The sequence below is a fragment of the Gordonia sp. 852002-50816_SCH5313054-c genome (assembly GCF_001665925.1).
GTDB classification, from domain to species: Bacteria; Actinomycetota; Actinomycetes; order Mycobacteriales; family Mycobacteriaceae; genus Gordonia; species Gordonia jacobaea.
The window spans coordinates 42,894-62,643 of sequence record NZ_LZTE01000009.1 but is presented as its reverse complement, the minus strand read 5'-3'; the positions used below and the strand labels follow the sequence as shown (position 1 = coordinate 62,643).

Here is a 19,750-nt window from a genome sequence, read left to right as displayed (position 1 = left end):
GCAGCGGAATCCGTCATCCGGGGCCGTGCCCGCACGGTCGAGCCGTGCGGAGTTCTTCCCGACCTACGGCAGAAGCTCGTCGAGGTCGCCGTTGACGCAGTGCTCGACGACCGGCCGGACCGTCTCGAACGTGCACTCCTTGGGGTTGCCGGGCGTGCACGCGTCACCGAGGACGTGGTTGGTCAGTGCGTCGATGGTCGCGGCGTCGGTGGTGATGTCGGGACGACCTTCGTAGAACTTCGTCGGGCCCTGGCCGAGTCGGTTCTTCGGGTACGAGTCCTGCTTGACGTCGGCGAAACGCTCGACGATGCCCACGTCGCGGAGCAGTCGGATCGCAGCACCGAGCGCGGCGTCTGCGGCCTGCACCTTGGTCATGCCGTGCGTGTCGACGCCCATGGCCTGCGCCATGTCGGCGAAGCGCTCGTACATGGTCGGCATGTTGAACGCCCACACGCGCGGCAACGCGATGGCGTTGTTCAGGCCGTGGTGGGTGTCGAAGAACGCCGAGACCGCGTGGCTGATCGAGTGGATGATGCCGAGGCCGCCGGAGTTGAAGGCCTGCGCCGCAATGTATTGCGCGTACATCATGCCCTCGCGACCCTTGAGGTCAGTCGGGTTCCAGGTGGCCTCGCGCAGGTTCTCGGCGGTCATCTTCACCGCATAGAGTGCGTTACCCATCGACGGCGGGAAGTTCAGCCGCGAGACGTAGGGCTCGGATGCGTGCGCGAGCACGTCGAAGCCGCACTGTGCGGTGTAGGCCACCGGGCAGTCGTAGTACAGCACCGGGTCGTCGATCGCCAGCGTCGTGACGGCGGCGTCGTCGAATGCGACGTACTTGTGCGGCTTGTCGGGGTCGGTCGTCGTGTCGGTGATGACGTATGCCCACGACGTCTCCGAACCTGTTCCGGCAGTGGTGGATACGGCGATGTGCGGCGGATTCTTGGGATTCTCGCTCTTGTTGAATCCCTCGAACTCGTTGACGCTACGACCGTCGTGCGCGACCGAGATGCGTGCACCCTTGCAGGCGTCGTGCGCGGAGCCGCCACCGATCGAGATGAACGAGTCGCACTGCTCGGAGTTGTAGAGCGAAACCGCGTCCATGACGTTGTAGTCCTTGGGGTTGGACTCGACCTTGTCGTAGAGCACAACCTCGAGTCCGTGGTACTTGCACGACTCGACGATCTTGTGGACCGTATCGCTGCCACGCAGGCCGGTCGTCATGATGAGCGTCTTCTTGAAGCCGAGCTTGAGCGCCTCCGGCCCGATCATCTCGTGCGCGCCGGGACCCATCATGGCGCGCGGGAACGGATGAAACTCCTTGATGGGGAACGGCTTGAGTAGTTCGTCTACCTGCATTTCTGACCTGACCTTCTCGATGCTGCCGACACACGTGGCGTCGGGAGTGGGTGAGCGATCGAGACGTTACGCGCGTCACACCCGGCCTCAGAAGTGCTTTGCGACCGAACCGTCCGATACTGCCGCCAGTACTGACCCCCGGTCGGGTAGACACCTGACCTTCCGGACAGGTACCCACCTCAGCGTTGGCCGGCCCTCGCGCGCCGCAGCGTCTCCGCGTCGAATCCCCACGGCAGCTCGAGCCGATGCGCGGCAAGCAGTGTGGTGTCGGTAAGGATCGCGTCGACGGAGTCGTCGGCGACGACCCGCCCGTCGTCGACGATCACCGCTCGGTCGCACAACTGCGCCGCATACGGCAGGTCGTGGGTGACGACGAGCATCGTCGTGTCGAGGGTGAGCAGGGTGTCCGCCAGTTCGCGCCGTGCCACCGGATCGAGGTTCGCCGACGGCTCGTCGAGCACCAAGATGTCTGGGCGACAAGCCAATACGGTCGCCAGGGCACCTCGTCGACGCTGTCCGCCCGACAGGTGGTGGGGACTTGCGCCCGCGTGCTGCGTCATCGACACCGCCTCGAGAGCCTCGGCGACCCGCTGCGCGAGTTCGGGTCCTTCGACGCCGAAATTCGCGGGACCGAAGGCGACGTCCTCGGCGAGCGTCGGCATGAACAGTTGGTCGTCGGGGTCCTGGAACACCAGGCCGACGCGCCGACGCACCTCGCGCAGCGTCGACTTCCCCACCGGTGAGCCGTAGATCGACACCGACCCCGACGTCGGCAGGAGCACGCCGTTGAGCGCAAGCATCAGGGTGGTCTTTCCCGCTCCGTTGGGGCCGAGAACTGCCACCCGCTCGCCCTCGGCGACCGACAGGTCGATGCCGTCGAGCGCGAGATGTCCGTCGGGATAAGCGAATCGGAGGGCGCGGATGTCGATCGCGTTCATGCCAGACTCCACGCTGCGGCCGCCACGACGACGGCCGCTGCCGCGGGAAGTAACACCAGCGTCCACTGCGCAGACGTCGCACGCGGTGACGTCGCCACGCCGGGCATGTCGGGGATCGTTCCGGTGAACCCTCGCGACATCATCGCGAGGTGTACTCGCTCGCCACGTTCGTAGGAGCGCAGGAACACCGATCCGACACTCACGGCCACAGCCTTGGCCTGATGCAGCGCGCGCGGTGAGTCGCCGCGAGCGGTACGCGCGATCTGCATGCGCTTGACCTCCGCGGACAGCAGATCGACATACCGCAGCATCATCACGAAGATCGGCGTGATGGTCCGGGGAACCCCGAGCCTGCTCAGCGCGACGGGCAACTCGCGGGCCGGAGTGGTTGCCGCGAAGGTCAACGACGCCGCGACACCCAGTGTGCCCTTGACGACGATTCCCCATGCAGCGTAAAGCCCTGCCACGGAGAGGGATACGCCGACGACGTCGACGCGACGCCCACCTTCGGCGAACGGCAACAACACGGCGAGGACGACGAACGGAACCTCGATCAGCATCCGTGGAACGATCCACCGAAGCGGAACGCGGGCGAGCTGCCACACGACGAGCACGATGACCGCGAAACCCAGGTAGGGCCAGAACATCTCGCGCGGCGTGGCGACCACGGCGAAGACGAACACCACGAGACACACGAGTTTGACCTCGGTCGGCGCGCGGTGCACACGCGAGGTGACGTCGCGGTAGAGCGGATGTGCGTGCCCGGCGCCCATCGTCAGTCGTCTGCCTGAACTGCGGCGCCGCTCGTTCGACGTGCGCGGGCGATCAACCAGAACGCGCCGACCGCCACCGCGAGAGTGACGAGCACCCCGATGATCCCCGCGATGCCGTTGGTGTACTGGGCACCCTTCACCGCGTACTCGGCGAGCGGCGACGACGACATCGCGTGATCGGTGGCGTGCTGGGCGATGCAGGTGCCCTTCAGCTCCTCGACACCGTTGACCGTTACGGTCTGACAACCCTGCAGAGTGGCCGAATCGAGACCGTCTGGCGAACTACTCGCGAAGTAGGACAGCAGTCCCGCGATCAGTAGCGCGACCACGGCGAACCCGATGAGGAAGTGACGACGCCGGACTCGTGGCGGGCGCGACTCGGATGCGGCGATACTCATGCCGCCACCTCGATTCGCTCGGAGACAACGCGTTCGCGCCGCAGCAGGTAGACGAGGTCGGGACGCGCTTTGGCAACGGCGACGACAGTCACCGCGGTGATCAGCCCTTCACCGATCCCGATCAGGATGTGTGTGCCCCACATGTAGCCCGCGACCGTCGTCAGGGATGTCGTCGCGGCACCGCCGATCGCGTACTCGATGACGAAACCCGTTGCAGCGGAGACGGTTCCACACAACGCCGCAATGAACGAGATCGCGCCGAGCCGCGACACCCCGCGGCGTCGGGAGCGCAGGAGTCGCGACAACCCGACCGCGACGCCGTACCCGACGAATGTCGAGATCAGGGCCATGTTGGTGATGTTGGCACCGAGGGCGGTGACGCCACCGTCGGCGAACAGCAGACACTGCACGACGAGGACGATCGCGATGCACAGCGCACCGGTGTACGGCCCGACCAGGATGGCGGCGAGTGCACCACCGAGCAGGTGTCCGCTGACGCCGGGCAGTATCGGGAAGTTGATCATCTGGACGGCGAAGATGAACGCGGCAACGAGGCCGGCCATCGGTACGGCCTTCTCGTCCAGATCGGTCCGAGCGCGCCACGCACAGAATGCGAGTCCCACTGCGGCGACGACACCGAACAGGATCGACGTCTGCGCGTTGATGATTCCGTCGCTCATATGCATGGCGACGACGGTTGTGGACATTGAGCGGTGTCCCTTCAACGGGTGAGCACGTGCGTGCCGTCAGACCCCGGGATGCGCGGTCCGCACGAACACGATGCGACAGACGTTAGGTCCAGCGCCGACATCTGTCCACTTATTCAGATGTTGAAGCGGGCAGACTATCCGAAGGGTCAGGTGTGACACTGACCACACGATGCTCCGAGGTGGCCGGCCAGTCTGTTGCCTAGGAGGGCGGGTTGTGTCCTGCACCGATCCAGTGCAGAAGATCGTGAACCGTCTCGTCGTCGAGCCGGTAGCTCACCGATCGTCCGACCCGCGTCGACGTGACCCATCCCTGATGACGCAGCACACGTAGCGCCTGCGAGACCGCGGTCTCGGTGCGTCCGACCTCTGCGGCGATATCGCCGACGATGATGCCCGGATGGCGGTGCAGCACCAGCAGGATCTCCAGGCGGTGCGGGTCCGACAGCAGGTCGAACCGGGTGGACCATTCGGCGATGTCGACGCCACGAGCGTGCTCGATGTCGGCCATGCGCTTACCCGGTGCGGCGTTCGATCTCGCCGCCGAGGCTCCGAAGATTCTCGACGAAGTGCGGATATCCCCGGTCGATGTGCTCGACGTCGTGCACCTCGGTCACACCGTCGGCGACGAGCCCCGCGAGTACGAGACCCGCGCCCGCGCGAATGTCCGAACACCACACGGGTGCGCTGGAGAGCTTCTCGATGCCACGGATGACCGCATGATGGCCGTCGGTTCGTGCGTCGGCTCCGAGGCGAACCATCTCCTCGACGAAACGGAATCGCGCCTCGAAGACGTTCTCCGTGATCACCGACATCCCCTCGGCAATCGACGCCCAGCCGATCGCCATCGGCTGCAGGTCCGTCGGGAATCCGGGGAACGGCAGCGTCGAGACGTTGACGGCGGTTGGTCTGCGGTCATGACTGACGCGGAATCCGTTCGGATGCGTCTCCACGCGAGCTCCGGTGTCGACGAGCTTGTTCAACACCAACTGCAGATGATGAGGATTGACACCGTTGACCGTGACGTCGCCGCGGGTCATCACCGCGGCGATACCCCACGTCGCGCCGACGATCCTGTCGCCGACGACCCGGTGGGTGGTCGGATGCAGCCGCTCGACGCCGGTGACCGTCAACGTCGACGTACCCGCGCCCTCGATCCGCGCGCCCATCTGCTGAAGCATCACGCACAGGTCGACGATCTCGGGCTCACGGGCAGCGTTGTCGATGACCGTCTCACCCTCGGCGAGAACCGCGGCCATCAGGATGTTCTCGGTGGCGCCGACGGAGGGAAACTCGAGTGCGATCGGGGCGCCGACGAGCGCGTCGGCCTCGGCGACCACACAGCCGTGCTCGATCGAACTATGAGCGCCGAGCGCCCGCAACCCAGCCTGGTGCATGTCGAGGGGTCGGGAACCGATCGCATCGCCACCGGGGAGCGCGACCACAGCGCGTCGGCACCGCGCCATCAACGGTCCCAGCACGCACACCGACGCGCGGAACTGCTTCACGGCGTCGAAATCGGCGTGGTACTTGGGTTCCGCGGGCGCTTCGATCGTGACCGTCTCACCGTTGATCTCGACGACAGCACCCAGACCGCGCAGGACGTCGGCCATCAGCGGAACGTCGGCGATCTCGGGCGAATTGGTCAACGTTGTCGTGCCCTCGGCGAGCAACGACGCAGCCATCAGCTTGAGGACGCTGTTCTTGGCCCCACCGACCGACACCTCGCCGTGCAGGCGTGCTCCCCCGGACACCAGAAACCGATCACTCACGTCAGATACCTTATCCGCCTCACGGCAGTGCTCGACGCACAGCACTGGACCTGCGGTTACATTTGGGTTCATGGCCGTGCATCTGACTCGTATCTACACCCGCACCGGCGACGACGGCACCACCGGGCTCAGCGACTTCTCGCGCGTACCCAAGACCGATGCGCGCGTTGTCGCCTACGCCGACTGCGACGAGGCCAACACCGTCATCGGCGCGGCCCTCGCACTGGGTGGGCAGATCCCAGAAGCGATCGCCGGCGTGCTCACGACGGTCCAGAACGACCTCTTCGACGCCGGGGCCGACCTCTCGACACCAGTGGTCGAGGACCCCAAGTATCCGCCGCTACGCATCGAACAGAGCTATATCGATGCCCTCGAATCGTGGTGTGACGACTTCGGCGCCGACCTGCCCGCCCTGAATTCGTTCGTTCTGCCCGGTGGCACCCCGTTCGCCGCGCTATTACACCAGGCGCGCGCAGTCACTCGTCGAGCCGAACGTTCGGCGTGGGCTGCGGTCGACGCCGACCCCGAGCACACGTCCGTCCTACCCGCCCGGTACCTGAATCGGTTGTCGGATCTGCTGTTCATCCTGTCCCGAGTCGCCAATCGCGGACCGGACGGAGAGGGCGACGTCACCTGGATTCCCGGCGGGGATCGTCACCGCCCCTGAGCGCCGTGCTCGAGCGTCACGGCTCGGGCGTTACCGGTCAGGCGCTCCGACGCCGCTGTGAGCGCTGCGGAGCTCCCGCCTCCAGCCACGCCTGGAAGGCCGTGACCCCGTCGGGGGTCAGCGCGAGTTCGTACTCGCTGGGCTCGTCGTCGTCGTGGTATTCACGCACGTGCAGAATGGTCATCCCGTCGAGGATGACGCCCTCGGTGCCTGCAGCACACCGCCGACCGACGATCTCGATGCTGTGGCGGGGGAAGCGGCGTGACGGACCGGGCCGCAGCGAGCTGAGCCGGAAGTACCGCAGCGATTCGTCGCCGTAGTGGACGGTGCCGTGCCGCCAGCCCTCGTCGAGCTCGGCAGGCAGATCACGCAACAGCGCGGGGGTGCCCGCGCTGCGCAATTGTTGTAGTCGGTATGCCAGCAGGCCGCAGACAACCAGCGCCACCACAAGCAGAATCAGCAGGACGACCACAACGGTCACGCGGCATACCTCCCTCGCGCGGGTTGCATCACCGAGATGTCGGCGGGCTGTCGACGGGCTGTTTCGGTGATGACTCCCCCCAGCATGCCAGTAGACCGTATGACGCAGCCAGCCACCCGCGAAGCGCGGGTGGCCGGCAGACGACTACCGAGTCATCGTGATGACTCGTATTCAATTGTGACGCAACGGTTTTCGTCCAGATCAGGACGTCACCGCACGCATCGGCTCGTTCTCGATCAGGCGATCTGCTCCGCGGCGCGCAACCGTGCATGCGCACGGTTGTACTCCGTGGTACCGGGCTCTGCGGACTCGAGCGCGGACTTCTCGGCGTTGACGTCGACGCCGTCGGCCCATTCTGCGGCCTCGGCGAGAATCGTCACCGACTCGCCCGTCACCGAGATGAATCCGCCTTCGACGGCGGCCGCCTTGCGGGTGCCGCTCTCCTCGACGATCACCACGAACCCGCCGGGGACGAGTTGTCCGAGTAGCGGTTCGTGATTGGCCAGCACACCCATCTCGCCGACCGTGGTCTGCGCGATGACGAATGTGGCCTCACCCGAGTACAGCTCGGCGTCGGCGGATACGACCTCGACGTGGAAGGACTTCTCAGCCATGGCGTACCGCTACTTTCCGGCGAGCTTGGCGGCGGCTGCCTCCACGTCGTCGAGGCCACCGCAGCTGTTGAACGCCTGCTCCGGGTAGGCGTCGAACTCACCCTTGCAGATGCGATCGAATGCCTCGATGGTGTCGGCGAGCGGCACGACCGATCCGGGCTGGCCGGTGAACTTCTCGGCGACGAGGAAGTTCTGACCGAGGAACTTCTGGATACGACGGGCACGCTGGACGGTCACCTTGTCCTCTTCGGACAGCTCGTCCATACCGAGGATCGCGATGATGTCCTGGAGCTCCTTGTACTTCTGCAGGATGCTCTTGACCTCGTTGGCGACGCGGAAGTGCTCGTCACCGACGATCGAGGCCTCGAGGATGCGCGAGGTCGAGGTCAGCGGGTCCACAGCCGGGTAGATACCGAGCTGCGAGATCGGGCGCGAGAGCTCGGTCGTTGCATCGAGGTGCGCGAACGTCGTGGCAGGCGCGGGGTCGGTGTAGTCGTCCGCTGGCACGTAGATCGCCTGCAGCGAGGTGATCGAGCGACCCTTGGTCGAGGTGATGCGCTCCTGCAGCTCACCCATCTCGTCGGCCAGCGTCGGCTGGTATCCCACGGCAGACGGCATACGACCGAGCAGCGTCGAGACCTCGGAGCCCGCCTGGGTGAATCGGAAGATGTTGTCGATGAACAGAAGCACGTCCTGGTGCTTCACGTCGCGGAAGTACTCGGCCATGGTGAGGGCCGAGAGAGCGACGCGCATACGCGTGCCCGGCGGCTCATCCATCTGACCGAAGACGAGGGCCGTGTCCTGGAGGACACCCATCTCTTCCATTTCCATGATGAGGTCGGTTCCCTCACGGGTCCGCTCACCCACGCCCGCGAACACCGAGGTACCGGAGAACTCACGGGCGATACGGGTGATCATCTCCTGGATGAGCACGGTCTTGCCCACGCCGGCGCCGCCGAACAGGCCGATCTTGCCGCCCTTGACGTACGGGGTCAGCAGGTCGATGACCTTGATGCCGGTCTCGAGGATCTCGGTCTTGCCCTCGAGCTCGTCGAAGGCCGGCGGCTTGCGGTGGATACCCCACTGCTCGCCATCGCGACCGAGGCCCGGGCTGTCGAGGCAGTCGCCGAGGGCGTTGAACACGTGGCCCTTGACCTGGTCACCGACCGGGACACGGATCGGGTAGCCCGAGTCGGTCACGATCGCACCGCGGACGAGGCCGTCGGTGGGCTGCATCGAGATGGTGCGGACCAGGTTGTCGCCGAGGTGCTGTGCGACCTCGAGGGTCAGCGTCTTGGCGACGGCCTCGAGTGTCACCTCGGTGTGCAGGGCGTTGAACAGGCCTGGGATCGAGCCGCGGGGGAACTCGACGTCGACGACGGGGCCGATGATGCGGACAACGCGGCCCTCGGTGGTCCCCGCCGACTGCGACGAGGGTGTCTCTACAGTTGCGGTCATGATGCTTGGGTCACTTCCTTTTGATCGAAGTTTGGGTGGGATCGGCGTCAGTTGGCGAGGGCGCTCGATCCGCCGACGATCTCGCTGATTTCCTGGGTGATCTGGGCCTGGCGGAGCTGGTTGGCCTCACGCGACAACGTCTTGGACAGTTCCTCGGCGTTGTCTGTCGCTGCCTTCATCGCCGTGCGACGTGCGGCCGACTCGGATGCGGCCGAGTCCAGTAGCGCCGCGTAGACGCGCGTGGCGACATACTTCGGCAACAGTGCCTCGAGGAGGGTCTCTGCGCTCGGCTCGAAGCTGTAGTTGCGCGACTCGTCGTCGACCTCGACCTCCCCGTGATCCGGGTTGTCGTTCTCGGTCACCACCAGTGGCGCCATGCGACGGACCTCGGGCGTCTGGGTGAGCATCGTGACGAACCGGGTGTAGACGATGTGCAATTCGTCGACGCCCTCGATGGTTCCCTCGCCGTCCGGCAGATCGATGCTCTCCCCCGACCCCGCCACGAAGAGGTCGACAAGGAAGTTGCTCGCCTGCGCCGCGTCCGCGTACTCCGGCGACTGCGAGAATCCGGTCCACGACGTCGCGACATCCATACCGCGGAAGGTGAAGTAGTTCACGCCCTTGGTGCCCATCACGAAGAGGACCGGCTCCTTGCCCTCCTCACGGATGAGCGAGATGAGCTCGCGCGATGACCGCAGCACGTTCGCGTTGTAACCGCCGGCCATGCCGCGGTCGCTGGTGATCACCAGAATCGCGGCGCGTTTGGGATTCTCGCGCTCCTTGAGCAGCGGATGGTCGAGCGACCCGGCGCTGCTGGCCAGTTCGGAGAGCACCTTGGTCATCTCTTCCGAGTAGGGCTTCGCTGCCGCCACCCGGGCCTGAGCCTTGGTGATACGCGACGTCGCGATCAGCTCCTGCGCCTTGGTGATCTTCTTCGTCGATTGGACCGACCGGATGCGTGAGCGCAGCTCACGAATGCTGGCCATGAGCCCTCACCCCTTCTTCCTTGGCACGGATACGCCCGATGCGGGCACGGACGGACACGCGATCACTTCCGGATCTTGATCTGTTCTTGCTCGACGTCGTCGGCGTCCATCGCGGCTGCCTCTGCCTCGTTGACGACGCGCTTGCCGTCGTGGGTGAGGTAGCTGTTCTTGAACTTGTTGGTCTCGGCGACGAGTGCCTCTGCCTGGTCGTCGGTGAGCACCTGGCCGCCCGCGATCGAGTCGTAGACGCCGGTCGCGTTGTGATGCAGGTGGCTCAGCAGCTGGGTCTCGAAGTTCCGGACATCGTCGACCGGGACCGAGTCGTAGTGGCCCTCACCACAGAGGTAGATCGAAACGATCTCGTCCTCGACCGAGTAGGGGCTGTACTGATCCTGCTTGAGCATCTCGACCCACCGGGCACCGCGCTCGAGCTGCGCCTTCGACGCTGCGTCGAGGTCGGAGGCGAAGGCAGCGAAGGCTTCGAGTTCGCGGAACTGCGCGAGCTCGAGACGCAGCGAGCCGGACACCTTCTTGAGGCCCTTCGTCTGAGCGGCACCACCAACGCGCGAGACCGAGGTACCGACGTTGATCGCAGGACGAACGCCCTTGTTGAACAGGTCGGACTCGAGGAAGACCTGACCGTCGGTGATCGAGATGACGTTGGTCGGAATGAACGCCGACACGTCGTTGGCCTTGGTCTCGATGATCGGCAGCGCGGTCATCGAGCCGCCACCGAGCTCGTCGGAGAGCTTCGCCGCGCGCTCGAGCAGACGCGAGTGCAGGTAGAAGACGTCACCGGGGTAAGCCTCGCGGCCCGGCGGACGACGCAGCAGCAGCGAGATGGCGCGGTAGGCCTCGGCCTGCTTGGTGAGGTCGTCGAAGACCACGAGAACGTGCTTGCCCTGGTACATCCAGTGCTGGCCGAGGGCCGAACCGGTGTACGGGGCCAGCCACTTGAAGCCTGCCGAGTCGGAAGCGGGTGCGGCGACGATGGTGGTGTACTCCATTGCGCCGGCCTCTTCGAGTGCCGTCTTCACACCCGCGATGGTCGAGCCCTTCTGACCGATCGCGACGTAGATGCACCGGACCTGCTTACTCGGGTCGCCGGTTGCCCAGTTGTCCTTCTGGTTCAGGATCGCATCGACACACACAGCGGTCTTACCGGTCTTGCGGTCGCCGATGATGAGCTGACGCTGTCCGCGACCGATCGCGGTCATGGCGTCGATGGCCTTGATGCCGGTAGCCAGCGACTCCTCGACCGGCTGACGCTCGAGCACGGTGGCAGCCTGGAGTTCGAGGACACGATTGTCCTCGGCCTCGATGTCGCCGAGTCCATCGATCGGAGCGCCCAGCGGGTCGACAACGCGACCGAGGAACTTGTCGCCGACGGGCACCGAGAGCACCTCGCCGGTGCGGCTGACCTGGCCGCCTTCTTCGAGATCCTCGTAGTCACCGAGGATGACCGCGCCGATCTCGTCCTCGTCGAGGTTCAGTGCCACACCCTGGATGCCGCCGGGGAACTGCAACAGCTCGTTGGCCATTGCGCCCGGAAGGCCGCTGACGTGGGCGATGCCGTCAGCCGTGTCGGTGATCGTGCCGACCTCGTCGCGCGAGGCTTCGGCTTCGAACGACGAGACGTACTGCTCGATCGCTCCCTTAATCTCGTCTGCTGAGATCGTCAACTCCGCCATGGGTTCTCGTCTTTCTTGATGTCGGTCGGTGTGAGTGAGTCGTGGTGGTGAGGTGTCGTTCGCGACTGCGAGACGCGGCTACCTCGGCAGTGTCTCCGCTGCTTTTGCCAGGCGTGTCGCGATGTCGGCCTCGATGACCTCGTCTCCGACACCGATACGCAGTCCGCCGATGATCGACGGGTCGATCTCGGTCTGCACCGAGATCTTGCGGTGGTAGATCTCGGCGAGCACGTCACCGAGACGTTGCTTCTGAGCATCGCTCAATTCGGCTGCAGACACCACATGGGCGACTGTTTCGCCACGCATGGCCGCGGCCAATTGCGCGAGCTGGTCGACAGCGGACTCCGCGGGCTGCCCGTTGAGGAGGCTGATCGTCTGGGTGAGCAGGTGCGCGGTGTAATTGCCGATCTGGCTCCCCAGCAGCCCGGTGAGCAGGCCGTTGCGCTTCTCCGCGGGCTTGGTGAAGTCGGTCAGCAATGAGGCGAGCGTGGGATTCGCCTCGAGTAGACGGCTCACCCGGAACAGTTCGTCCTCGACCTGTTCGATCTGACCGTCACGCTCAGCCGCAGTGAGTACCACCAGCGCGTTCTGTCTGCGCAGCGCGACCAGGATGTCGTTGGGCTGCGACCAGTGCTGAGCAACGGCGGACGCAACGACCTCGACCGCGATCGGCGATGCCTTGCCGTCGAACAGACTGTGCACCAACTGCTTCTTGAGGGCCGGGAAATCCTCGTCCTCGGTGAACTTCTTCCGCAGCACCGGGTTGTGCTGGAGGAAGTCGATGATCTGCGTGAGATCCTCGCTGGCCGCGAGCAACTCCTGCGGAGACTTACCCTCGGTGTTGGAGCTGAACTCGCGCGCGACCGCACGTGCCGCGTCACGGCTGGCGGCGTGCATCGAGTGCAACCCGATCAGTTCACTCGAACTCGGCACCCCGGTCGAGGGCTGTCCGCCCCGCGACATGGCCGCGAGCTCGTCGATGACCCGATCGACGGTCTCCGACTGGTTGGCCGGGTCGGCGAGGTGATCGCGCACGATCTTGCCTGCGCCATCGACCGCGGTGAGTCCGAGCTCGCTACGCAACTGGCGGACCATCGACGTGCGAATGAGTTCGCCCTGCGCCTTGCCGTGCTCGGAGATGCGCTTGACCTCGACGTCGGCCTGCTTGTGCAGGTCGTCGGCGATGCCCTTGGCATCCTCGATCGCACCCTCGTGTAGTTGTTTGGCCTCGACCTTGGCCTGCTCGATCGAGCGCTCGTATGCGACCTTGGCGTCTTCGAGGCGCGCCTTGGCCGCATCGCTCTCGGCCACCTGCTGGTCGACGACGTCCTGTGCGCTCTTCACGGTCTTCCGCAAGAACGGCACGACGAACTTCCACAACAGCGCAATGATGAGCAGAAAGCCGACAAGCTGTCCGATAAATACGTCCACTGCTACTTCACCGTCTCAGTCTCTGGCGAGGCGGTCGTCGCCCCTGAACTTTGCACGCCGGCACCCTGTGTGCCGAGAACACGGTCAGCAAGCGTCCGCGACAGTGAGTCGACGTCGCGCTTGGCCTCGGTCACGGCGTTGTCGGCCTCAACCTTGAGGTCTGCGGAGATCTTCGCGAGAGCGGCGTCGGCCTCATCCGTCGCACGCCGCTTCGCATCCGACAACTCCTCGTTCCCCTTGGCCCGCGCTTCGTCCCGGATTCGGGTCGCGTCGGCGCGGGCTTCCTTCATTCGGGCCTGATACTCCCGGTCGGCGTCCTCGTAGCTCGCCGCAGCGGCATTGTTGTCCTCAGCAGTCTTCGCGACCCGTGCCTGCCGTTCGTCGAGCACCTTGACAATCGGTTGCACGATCCACGCGCGGATCACGATCAGCACGACGACGAAGATCAGCAGACACGCGAAGAACGTGCCATTGGGGATCAAGAAGTTCTCTGCGGCGAGATTCATGGTTCAGATGTCCCTTGTTGTTCGAGGAACCCGACTAAAACCGGGAAGATCAGGACTGGCCGGAAATCGGGGTGGCGAACACGAACAGCGCCATGAACGCGAGGTTGATGAAGTACGCGGCCTCGACCAGACCGACGGTGATGAAGAACGGAGTGAACAGACGGCCCTGTGCCTCCGGCTGACGTGCGATGCCGGAGATCAAGGCGGAACCGGCGATACCGTCACCGACGCCGGCACCGATTGCGCCGCCACCCATGATGAGGCCGCCACCGATCAACGCGCCCAGACCAATCAGATTCGGATCCATTGAGAACTTTCCTTTCGGGTGATACTGGCAATCGGATTGCCAGGTCTAAGGTCCGACCGACGCGGTGCCGGCCGGGGTCGGACTAGCTAGTGGTCTTCGTCCGTCTCCATGGCCTGGCTGAAGTACAGCACGGTCAGCAGGGAGAAGATGAATGCCTGGATGAGGCCGACGAACAGGTCGAACGACTTCCAGATCGCGTTCGGCGCCCACATGATGTAGGCGGGGAACAGCGCGATCAGCGCGACCATGATGCTGCCTGCGAACATGTTGCCGAAAAGACGGAGGGAGAGCGAAACAGGCTTCGCGATCTCTTCGATGATGTTGATCGGGGCCAGGAATGCGACGTGACCCTTGACCAGACGCTTGAAGTGACCGATCGGTCCGCGGCGTCGGATTCCGGCAGCCATGTACCAGACGAAGACGAACAACGCGAGGGCGTAACAGAAGTTGACATCGCTGGCCGCGGGCGCGAACACCTCGGCGCTCTTGCCCTCGGAGTCGGCGTACTGCAATGGCAGCACCGACAGCCAGTTCGCGATGAGGATGAACGTGAAGAGGGTGACGGCAAGGGGTAGGACGAAGCCGCCGACCTTCATGCCCATCGAGTTCTCGATCTGGCTGCGCATCTGTGTGGTGACGGCCTCGAAGAACAACTGCACCGAATTGGGACGCTTGGAGGTCATCCGCGAGCGCACGAAGAACGCGAGCGCGATCACGATCACTGCCGCGATGGCGGTGGCGATGATCGTGTCGATGTTCCACGTCATGCCCAGCCATTCCACCTGCTTGTGGTGGCCGACCTCGATCTGGGCCTCGGCCAGCACGAGGGTATCGGCGCCGTAAGTCGATGCGATCATAGCTGCTTACGAAGTCCTTTCATCACCGGAATCACCGTGTTCAGCACCAGGACAACCTGGCCGAGAGCGAGTCCGAACATCACGCCCAGCCCTTCGGGCCGGAACAGGAACGCCGCCGCCAGCGCGAGCACAGTGATGGCTCCGAGGCGTGCGGCAGAGTTGACGGCGAGCAGTTTCTTGCGAGGATTCTCTTCTGCCGCAACACGTTCGACGGACATGATGACCATCTTGGTGTTGATGAAGACGGCGACCACGCCGATTGCGAAGAACAGCGGGAACAACCAGCTCCCGAGGAACACCGCGATGATCGCGACGATGACGGTCAGTACGGCGGCGATGATCGCCGGTCGTCGGAGGCCGGTCGGCGCGGGCGGGTAATACACGGGAGCCGAGTCAGGGGCGGACGTCGCCATTGCCTCTCCTCACGTGAACACCTCATGCCAAAGGCATCAGGCGATGAGCGTGCGTCCTCGCGGCAGGTGCCGCCGAGCGTACGCTCTGCATTTGCAGTGACCTTATCAACACGGTTTGCCGCGGTCACCGGGGGGTGTCTTCGCAGTTTGTGTTGACTTACCGAGGTGGGGCACGTCGCGCCAGCGGCGCATCATATGCGTCCCCCTCAAGTACTACAGCAGATAGTACACGATTTTACTGTCCGGTTACCTAACCGGTGGGTCAACCGTCACCCACCCCGCTGAATCGGCCCCTACCTGGTCTTTCGAGCGCAGCACTTGCCTCAGCGAGGGTGTCGGTCAGCGCAGCGCTCGCGCGGTCCGCAGCTCCGCGATGCGCCGCTGCAGCCGGGGCGCCATCGTCGCAAGCATCGCGACCACGAGACCGGCTGCAAACGCAGGCACGACCACCGACATCGGGAAGATCGTGCTCGCAGCCACCGAGAACGCCAGGATGCCCACCCAGAGGTAGATGATCAGCGCAACGCGACGCTGTGAATGCCCCAGTTCGAGCAGGCGGTGATGCAGGTGCAGCTTGTCGGGCGTATAGAACCCGACGCCTGCCCTGGTGCGTCGCACCACCGCCATCAGCATGTCGAGCATCGGAATGAAGACAACCGCCGCAACCAGGATCAGGGGCGAGAGCAGTGTGAACACGTCGGCAGGACCGTACGCATTCACCGCGATACGGCCCGACGCACTCGTCGACGCCGCCGCGAGCATCAAGCCGATGAGCATCGCACCCGAGTCCCCCATGAAGATCCTCGCAGGCGAGAAGTTGTGCGGAAGGAACCCGAGGCAGGCGCCCGCGAGTGCGACCGAGATCAGCGCGGGTGGGTAGTAGCTGACGTCGCCCCCCTGATCGCGAAGCAGCCCGAGCGAGAACATGCAGATGGCCGACGCGGAGATGAGTCCGAGTCCCGCGGCGAGACCGTCGAGTCCGTCGATGAAGTTGACGGCGTTGATGGTGGCGACGGTGATCACGACTGTCAGGAGTCCTGACTGGAACGGGTCGAGGACGATGGTCCCGATGTTTCCGAACGGGACGGGCACCTGCAGCCAGCTCACTCCCATCACCACCATGACGCCCGCCGCGGTCAGCTGACCGACGAACTTCGTCAGTGCGTCGAGTCCCCACCGGTCGTCGATGATCCCGACGATGACGATGACCGCCCCTGCGGTCACCACCGCCCCCATGTCGTTGGTGTAGGCGAAACCCCGGTTGAGCGCAGGGAGATTGGCGGCCAGGACGATAGCCGCGACCACGCCGGCGAACATGCCGACTCCGCCGAGTCGCGGGGTGGGGATGGTGTGCACGTCTCGCACACGGGGCACAGCCACCGCACCCACTCGGATCGCGATCACACGGACCAGCGATGTCAGCAGGTATGTGATGGCCGCCGCGGTCAGCCCGACCAGCAGCAACTCGCGCAGCGGAACACCGGCACCGCCCGAGCCGGAGTCGGCAGACAGCATGTCCGCGACGACCATGCTGGTACCGGTGACGGGCTCGAGCATCAGTTGACCAGGCTGGCCGGATCGACGTCGAGCACCTCTGCCACCTCGGCCGTGGTCACTGCCCCCTCGCGCAGCACGCGGGGTGTGGATCCGGTGATGTCGACGATGGTCGACGGCTCCCCCTTGGGCGCCCTCCCACCGTCGAGGTACACCGACACCGAGTCGCCGAGCTGCTCGCGGGCATCGTCGCACGTGATGGCGGGAGGCCTGCCCGACACGTTGGCACTCGAAACCGCCATTGGCCCGACCTCGCGCAGCACCTCGATGGCCACCGGATGCAGCGGCATCCGCAACATCACGGTGCCCGACGTGTCGCCGAGATCCCAGGCGAGCGACGGAGCCTGTTCGACGACGAGACTCACGCTGCCCGGCCAGAACGCCTCGACAAGGCTGCGCGCCACGGCCGACACCGACAAGACGAGACCGTCGATGGAATGCCAGGAGCCAACCAGAACCGGGACCGGCATGTCGCGTCCCCGGTGTTTCGCGGCCAGGAGATCGGTGACGGCCTCGGCGTCGAACGCGTTGCAGCCGATGCCGTAGACGGTGTCGGTCGGTGTGACGATCAGGCGTCCCGCCTTGGCTGCCCCCACGGCCGCCTGGATTCCGGCGGAGCGGGTTGCCTCGTCAGAGCAATCGAAAACGGTACTCACCCGTTCATCCTTTCACGCGACACGTCTGGCCCGGATCAAGGTCGACGGCGCGCGGTCACGACCCGCGGCCGACCAGCGAGGTCGAGGCGCGCAACGACGTCGTCGAATCGCCCGGTCGTCTCAAGTGCCCCGACCACCTGGGACGACGTCGAATCGTCATGTTCGACGGCGATGCGCCCGTCGACTGCCAACAGTCGCGCGGCGACGTCGGCGAGCGGCGTGATCACGCTCATGCCGTCGTGACCGGCGAACACGGCTTCGGCAGGATCCGCTTCGACCTCGGGCGAGACGTCGGTGTCGGTGGGCACATAGGGCGGGTTCGCCACGATGAGGTCGAGCGAGCCGTCGGGGATGTGATCGCGCAGTTGCGCGTGGTCGGTGACATCGGCGCCGAGAACTGCCACCCGATCGCCGACACCGAGGTTCTCGACATTCCGGCGTAGCCACAACAATGCCGACGCCGACTTCTCGACCGCCACCACACGGGCCGACGGCACCGACTCGGCGATCGCGATCGCAAGGGCTCCGCTGCCGCTGCACAGATCGGCGACGAGCGGGTGTGGGATACCGCGAAGATTCTCGACGGCCCATTCGAGCATCAGCTCGGTCTCGGGCCGCGGCACGAACACCCCGGGGCCGACGGCCAGGTCGATGGGGCCGAACGCTGCGCGACCGATGATGTGCTGCAACGGAATTCGACGCGCACGCTGCGCAACGAGTTCGCGATACCGTTTCCGGTGACCCGCGTCTGGTCCGTCGGCGAAGGCCAGAGAGCCCCGACCGACGTCGAGGACGTGCGCCAACAACCACTCCGCGTCGCTTCGCGCCGAATCGATCCCGGCCTCCGCGAGCAGCGATGTCGCCGCAGATATCTCCGACGCCACAGATGACTCTTGGGCCGCAGATGACTCTTGGGCCGCAGACACCGCTGGCGTCAGCCGGTCACTTGTCACGACGATCGACCTCACTCGGCCTCGAGCCGCGCCTGACGATCCGCGGCCACGAGTGCGTCGAGCAGTGCGTCCATGTCGCCATTCAGCACGGCATCGAGATTGTTTGCCTTGTATCCGATCCGGTGATCGGTGATCCGGTTCTCCGGAAAGTTGTAGGTGCGGATGCGTTCGGATCGATCGACCGTCCGGATCTGCGCAGCCCTGCCCTCCGCGGCCGCGGCGTCGGCCTCCTCCTCGGCAGCGGATTGCAACCGCGCAGCGAGCACCTGCATGGCACGGGCTTTGTTCTGAAGCTGCGACCGCTCGTTCTGGCAGGTCACGACGATCCCGGTGGGTAGGTGGGTGAGACGAACCGCCGAGTCGGTGGTGTTGACGCCCTGCCCACCCTTGCCCGACGACCGGTAGACGTCGATCCGCAGGTCGGACTCGTCGATCTCGACCTCCTCGACCTCCTCGGGCTCCGGATAGATCAGCACGCCCGCGGCCGACGTGTGGATACGCCCCTGCGACTCGGTCACCGGGACACGTTGCACGCGGTGCACGCCGCCCTCGAACTTCAGTCGCGACCACACACCGTCGCGCGAGGGCTCGCGGCCCTTGATCGACAGCGTGGCCTCCTTGTAGCCCCCGAGATCGGACTCGGTGACACCGAGGACCTGGGCCTTCCATCCGTGCCGCTCGCAGTACTTGAGATACATGCGTGCCAGGTCGGAGGCGAACAGCGCCGACTCCTCGCCGCCTGCACCCGACTTGATCTCCAACACGACGTCGTCGGAATCGTGCGGATCGCGCGGTGCGAGCAGATCGGTCAGCGTCGCGTCCAGAGATTCGACCGCAGCCTCGAGAGCGGGAATCTCCTCGGCGAACGCCGCGTCGTCTGCGGCGAGTTCCTGTGCGGCGGCGAGGTCATCGCGCGCGGTCTGCAGCTTCGAATACGTCGCCATGATCGGCGCGAGCTCAGCAAATCGCTTGCCCACCCGTCGCGCATGCGACGGATCGTCGTGCAACGAAGGGTCGGAGAGCTGCTGCTCGAGCCCGGCTTGCTCGGCCAGAATGTCATCGATGGCTCCGCCGTTGGCGCCGCCTGAAGCGTCGCGCGTCTGCGCGCTCTTGTTCACCGCTCGTCCTCCTGATACTTCCTCGCCCGACGAATCGACGCCTGACCACACCAACCGACGCCTGGCCCAACCAAAACGACGCCTGGCCTGACAAATACAACGCCTGGCACAACG

Annotated in this window: 22 protein-coding genes; 1 reads left to right on the top strand and 21 read right to left on the bottom strand. The window is 65.2% G+C overall.

Going from position 1 to position 19,750, the window contains the following annotated elements; translation table 11 throughout:
• Positions 1-63: 63 nt before the first annotated feature.
• From mdo to murA, 7 genes are all read right to left on the bottom strand, one after another.
• Positions 64-1,356: an NDMA-dependent methanol dehydrogenase gene (mdo, locus tag A5788_RS00565; RefSeq protein WP_049700965.1), complete on the bottom strand. Its 1,293-nt coding sequence runs from the start codon at positions 1,354-1,356 to the stop codon at positions 64-66.
• A 179-nt stretch (positions 1,357-1,535) separates the two neighbouring features.
• Positions 1,536-2,294: an energy-coupling factor ABC transporter ATP-binding protein gene (locus tag A5788_RS00560; protein ID WP_064869982.1), complete on the bottom strand. Its 759-nt coding sequence runs from the start codon at positions 2,292-2,294 to the stop codon at positions 1,536-1,538.
• On the bottom strand, positions 2,291-3,067 hold the full coding sequence (gene cbiQ, locus A5788_RS00555) for a cobalt ECF transporter T component CbiQ (RefSeq protein ID WP_064869981.1): 777 nt from the start codon (positions 3,065-3,067) through the stop codon (positions 2,291-2,293). The genes A5788_RS00560 and cbiQ overlap by 4 nt, the downstream gene beginning before the upstream one ends.
• A 2-nt stretch (positions 3,068-3,069) precedes the next feature.
• A complete protein-coding gene (locus A5788_RS00550; protein ID WP_049700968.1) occupies positions 3,070-3,465 on the bottom strand; it encodes a PDGLE domain-containing protein in 396 nt (131 codons plus the stop codon).
• Positions 3,462-4,172: an energy-coupling factor ABC transporter permease gene (locus A5788_RS00545; RefSeq protein WP_064869980.1), complete on the bottom strand. Its 711-nt coding sequence runs from the start codon at positions 4,170-4,172 to the stop codon at positions 3,462-3,464. The genes A5788_RS00550 and A5788_RS00545 overlap by 4 nt, the downstream gene beginning before the upstream one ends.
• A 202-nt stretch (positions 4,173-4,374) precedes the next feature.
• Positions 4,375-4,683: an ArsR/SmtB family transcription factor gene (locus A5788_RS00540; RefSeq protein ID WP_049700970.1), complete on the bottom strand. Its 309-nt coding sequence runs from the start codon at positions 4,681-4,683 to the stop codon at positions 4,375-4,377.
• A 4-nt stretch (positions 4,684-4,687) separates the two neighbouring features.
• Positions 4,688-5,944 (bottom strand): UDP-N-acetylglucosamine 1-carboxyvinyltransferase, encoded by a 1,257-nt coding sequence (gene murA / locus A5788_RS00535; protein WP_049700971.1) that lies wholly within the window; start codon positions 5,942-5,944, stop codon positions 4,688-4,690.
• A 70-nt stretch (positions 5,945-6,014) separates the two neighbouring features.
• Between murA and A5788_RS00530 the strand changes: the two genes are divergently transcribed.
• Complete coding sequence (locus A5788_RS00530; protein WP_064869979.1) at positions 6,015-6,611, top strand: cob(I)yrinic acid a,c-diamide adenosyltransferase; 597 nt, start codon at positions 6,015-6,017, stop codon at positions 6,609-6,611.
• A gap of 37 nt (positions 6,612-6,648) precedes the next feature.
• On the opposite strand, the gene A5788_RS00525 is transcribed toward A5788_RS00530, so the two are convergent.
• From A5788_RS00525 to prfA, 14 genes are all read right to left on the bottom strand, one after another.
• Entirely contained in the window at positions 6,649-7,092 is a 444-nt protein-coding gene (locus tag A5788_RS00525; protein ID WP_064869978.1) for a DUF2550 domain-containing protein, read from the bottom strand.
• 236 nt (positions 7,093-7,328) lie between these two features.
• Complete coding sequence (locus A5788_RS00520; protein WP_005205722.1) at positions 7,329-7,706, bottom strand: F0F1 ATP synthase subunit epsilon; 378 nt, start codon at positions 7,704-7,706, stop codon at positions 7,329-7,331.
• Positions 7,707-7,715: 9 nt separating this feature from the next.
• On the bottom strand, positions 7,716-9,164 hold the full coding sequence (gene atpD / locus A5788_RS00515) for a F0F1 ATP synthase subunit beta (RefSeq protein ID WP_064864365.1): 1,449 nt from the start codon (positions 9,162-9,164) through the stop codon (positions 7,716-7,718).
• A 47-nt stretch (positions 9,165-9,211) separates the two neighbouring features.
• Complete coding sequence (locus A5788_RS00510) at positions 9,212-10,150, bottom strand: F0F1 ATP synthase subunit gamma (protein WP_005179406.1); 939 nt, start codon at positions 10,148-10,150, stop codon at positions 9,212-9,214.
• Between the two features lie 62 nt (positions 10,151-10,212).
• Positions 10,213-11,841, bottom strand: a complete 1,629-nt coding sequence (gene atpA / locus A5788_RS00505) for a F0F1 ATP synthase subunit alpha (RefSeq protein ID WP_005179408.1) — start codon at positions 11,839-11,841, stop codon at positions 10,213-10,215.
• 78 nt (positions 11,842-11,919) lie between these two features.
• Positions 11,920-13,272: a F0F1 ATP synthase subunit B/delta gene (locus A5788_RS00500; RefSeq protein ID WP_064869977.1), complete on the bottom strand. Its 1,353-nt coding sequence runs from the start codon at positions 13,270-13,272 to the stop codon at positions 11,920-11,922.
• A gap of 2 nt (positions 13,273-13,274) precedes the next feature.
• The gene (locus A5788_RS00495; RefSeq protein ID WP_064862744.1) at positions 13,275-13,778 is read right to left on the bottom strand and encodes a F0F1 ATP synthase subunit B; all 504 of its coding nucleotides are present in this window, start codon (positions 13,776-13,778) and stop codon (positions 13,275-13,277) included.
• A gap of 49 nt (positions 13,779-13,827) precedes the next feature.
• Positions 13,828-14,085, bottom strand: a complete 258-nt coding sequence (locus tag A5788_RS00490) for a F0F1 ATP synthase subunit C (RefSeq protein WP_005179417.1) — start codon at positions 14,083-14,085, stop codon at positions 13,828-13,830.
• Positions 14,086-14,171: 86 nt separating this feature from the next.
• A complete protein-coding gene (atpB, locus tag A5788_RS00485) occupies positions 14,172-14,942 on the bottom strand; it encodes a F0F1 ATP synthase subunit A (protein ID WP_005205732.1) in 771 nt (256 codons plus the stop codon).
• On the bottom strand, positions 14,939-15,355 hold the full coding sequence (locus A5788_RS00480) for a hypothetical protein (RefSeq protein ID WP_005205734.1): 417 nt from the start codon (positions 15,353-15,355) through the stop codon (positions 14,939-14,941). The genes atpB and A5788_RS00480 overlap by 4 nt, the downstream gene beginning before the upstream one ends.
• A gap of 339 nt (positions 15,356-15,694) precedes the next feature.
• Entirely contained in the window at positions 15,695-16,912 is a 1,218-nt protein-coding gene (locus tag A5788_RS00475) for an MraY family glycosyltransferase (protein WP_005205736.1), read from the bottom strand.
• On the bottom strand, positions 16,912-17,565 hold the full coding sequence (locus A5788_RS00470) for an L-threonylcarbamoyladenylate synthase (protein ID WP_064862745.1): 654 nt from the start codon (positions 17,563-17,565) through the stop codon (positions 16,912-16,914). The genes A5788_RS00475 and A5788_RS00470 overlap by 1 nt, the downstream gene beginning before the upstream one ends.
• A gap of 35 nt (positions 17,566-17,600) precedes the next feature.
• A complete protein-coding gene (prmC, locus tag A5788_RS00465) occupies positions 17,601-18,449 on the bottom strand; it encodes a peptide chain release factor N(5)-glutamine methyltransferase (protein ID WP_005205740.1) in 849 nt (282 codons plus the stop codon).
• Between the two features lie 80 nt (positions 18,450-18,529).
• On the bottom strand, positions 18,530-19,636 hold the full coding sequence (gene prfA, locus A5788_RS00460; protein ID WP_064864361.1) for a peptide chain release factor 1: 1,107 nt from the start codon (positions 19,634-19,636) through the stop codon (positions 18,530-18,532).
• Between the last annotated feature and the right edge of the window lie 114 nt (positions 19,637-19,750).

Bases quoted from the DNA above. Each gene is read 5' to 3' on its own strand.
- mdo (WP_049700965.1), bottom strand. From the start codon at position 1,356: ATGCAGGTAGACGAACTACTCAAGCCGTTCCCCATCAAGGAGTTTCAT.
- A5788_RS00560 (WP_064869982.1), bottom strand. From the start codon at position 2,294: ATGAACGCGATCGACATCCGCGCCCTCCGATTCGCTTATCCCGACGGA.
- cbiQ (WP_064869981.1), bottom strand. From the start codon at position 3,067: ATGGGCGCCGGGCACGCACATCCGCTCTACCGCGACGTCACCTCGCGT.
- A5788_RS00550 (WP_049700968.1), bottom strand. From the start codon at position 3,465: ATGAGTATCGCCGCATCCGAGTCGCGCCCGCCACGAGTCCGGCGTCGT.
- A5788_RS00545 (WP_064869980.1), bottom strand. From the start codon at position 4,172: ATGTCCACAACCGTCGTCGCCATGCATATGAGCGACGGAATCATCAAC.
- A5788_RS00540 (WP_049700970.1), bottom strand. From the start codon at position 4,683: ATGGCCGACATCGAGCACGCTCGTGGCGTCGACATCGCCGAATGGTCC.
- A5788_RS00530 (WP_064869979.1), top strand. From the start codon at position 6,015: ATGGCCGTGCATCTGACTCGTATCTACACCCGCACCGGCGACGACGGC.
- A5788_RS00520 (WP_005205722.1), bottom strand. From the start codon at position 7,706: ATGGCTGAGAAGTCCTTCCACGTCGAGGTCGTATCCGCCGACGCCGAG.
- atpD (WP_064864365.1), bottom strand. From the start codon at position 9,164: ATGACCGCAACTGTAGAGACACCCTCGTCGCAGTCGGCGGGGACCACC.
- A5788_RS00510 (WP_005179406.1), bottom strand. From the start codon at position 10,150: ATGGCCAGCATTCGTGAGCTGCGCTCACGCATCCGGTCGGTCCAATCG.
- atpA (WP_005179408.1), bottom strand. From the start codon at position 11,841: ATGGCGGAGTTGACGATCTCAGCAGACGAGATTAAGGGAGCGATCGAG.
- A5788_RS00495 (WP_064862744.1), bottom strand. From the start codon at position 13,778: ATGAATCTCGCCGCAGAGAACTTCTTGATCCCCAATGGCACGTTCTTC.
- A5788_RS00490 (WP_005179417.1), bottom strand. From the start codon at position 14,085: ATGGATCCGAATCTGATTGGTCTGGGCGCGTTGATCGGTGGCGGCCTC.
- atpB (WP_005205732.1), bottom strand. From the start codon at position 14,942: ATGATCGCATCGACTTACGGCGCCGATACCCTCGTGCTGGCCGAGGCC.
- A5788_RS00480 (WP_005205734.1), bottom strand. From the start codon at position 15,355: ATGGCGACGTCCGCCCCTGACTCGGCTCCCGTGTATTACCCGCCCGCG.
- A5788_RS00475 (WP_005205736.1), bottom strand. From the start codon at position 16,912: ATGCTCGAGCCCGTCACCGGTACCAGCATGGTCGTCGCGGACATGCTG.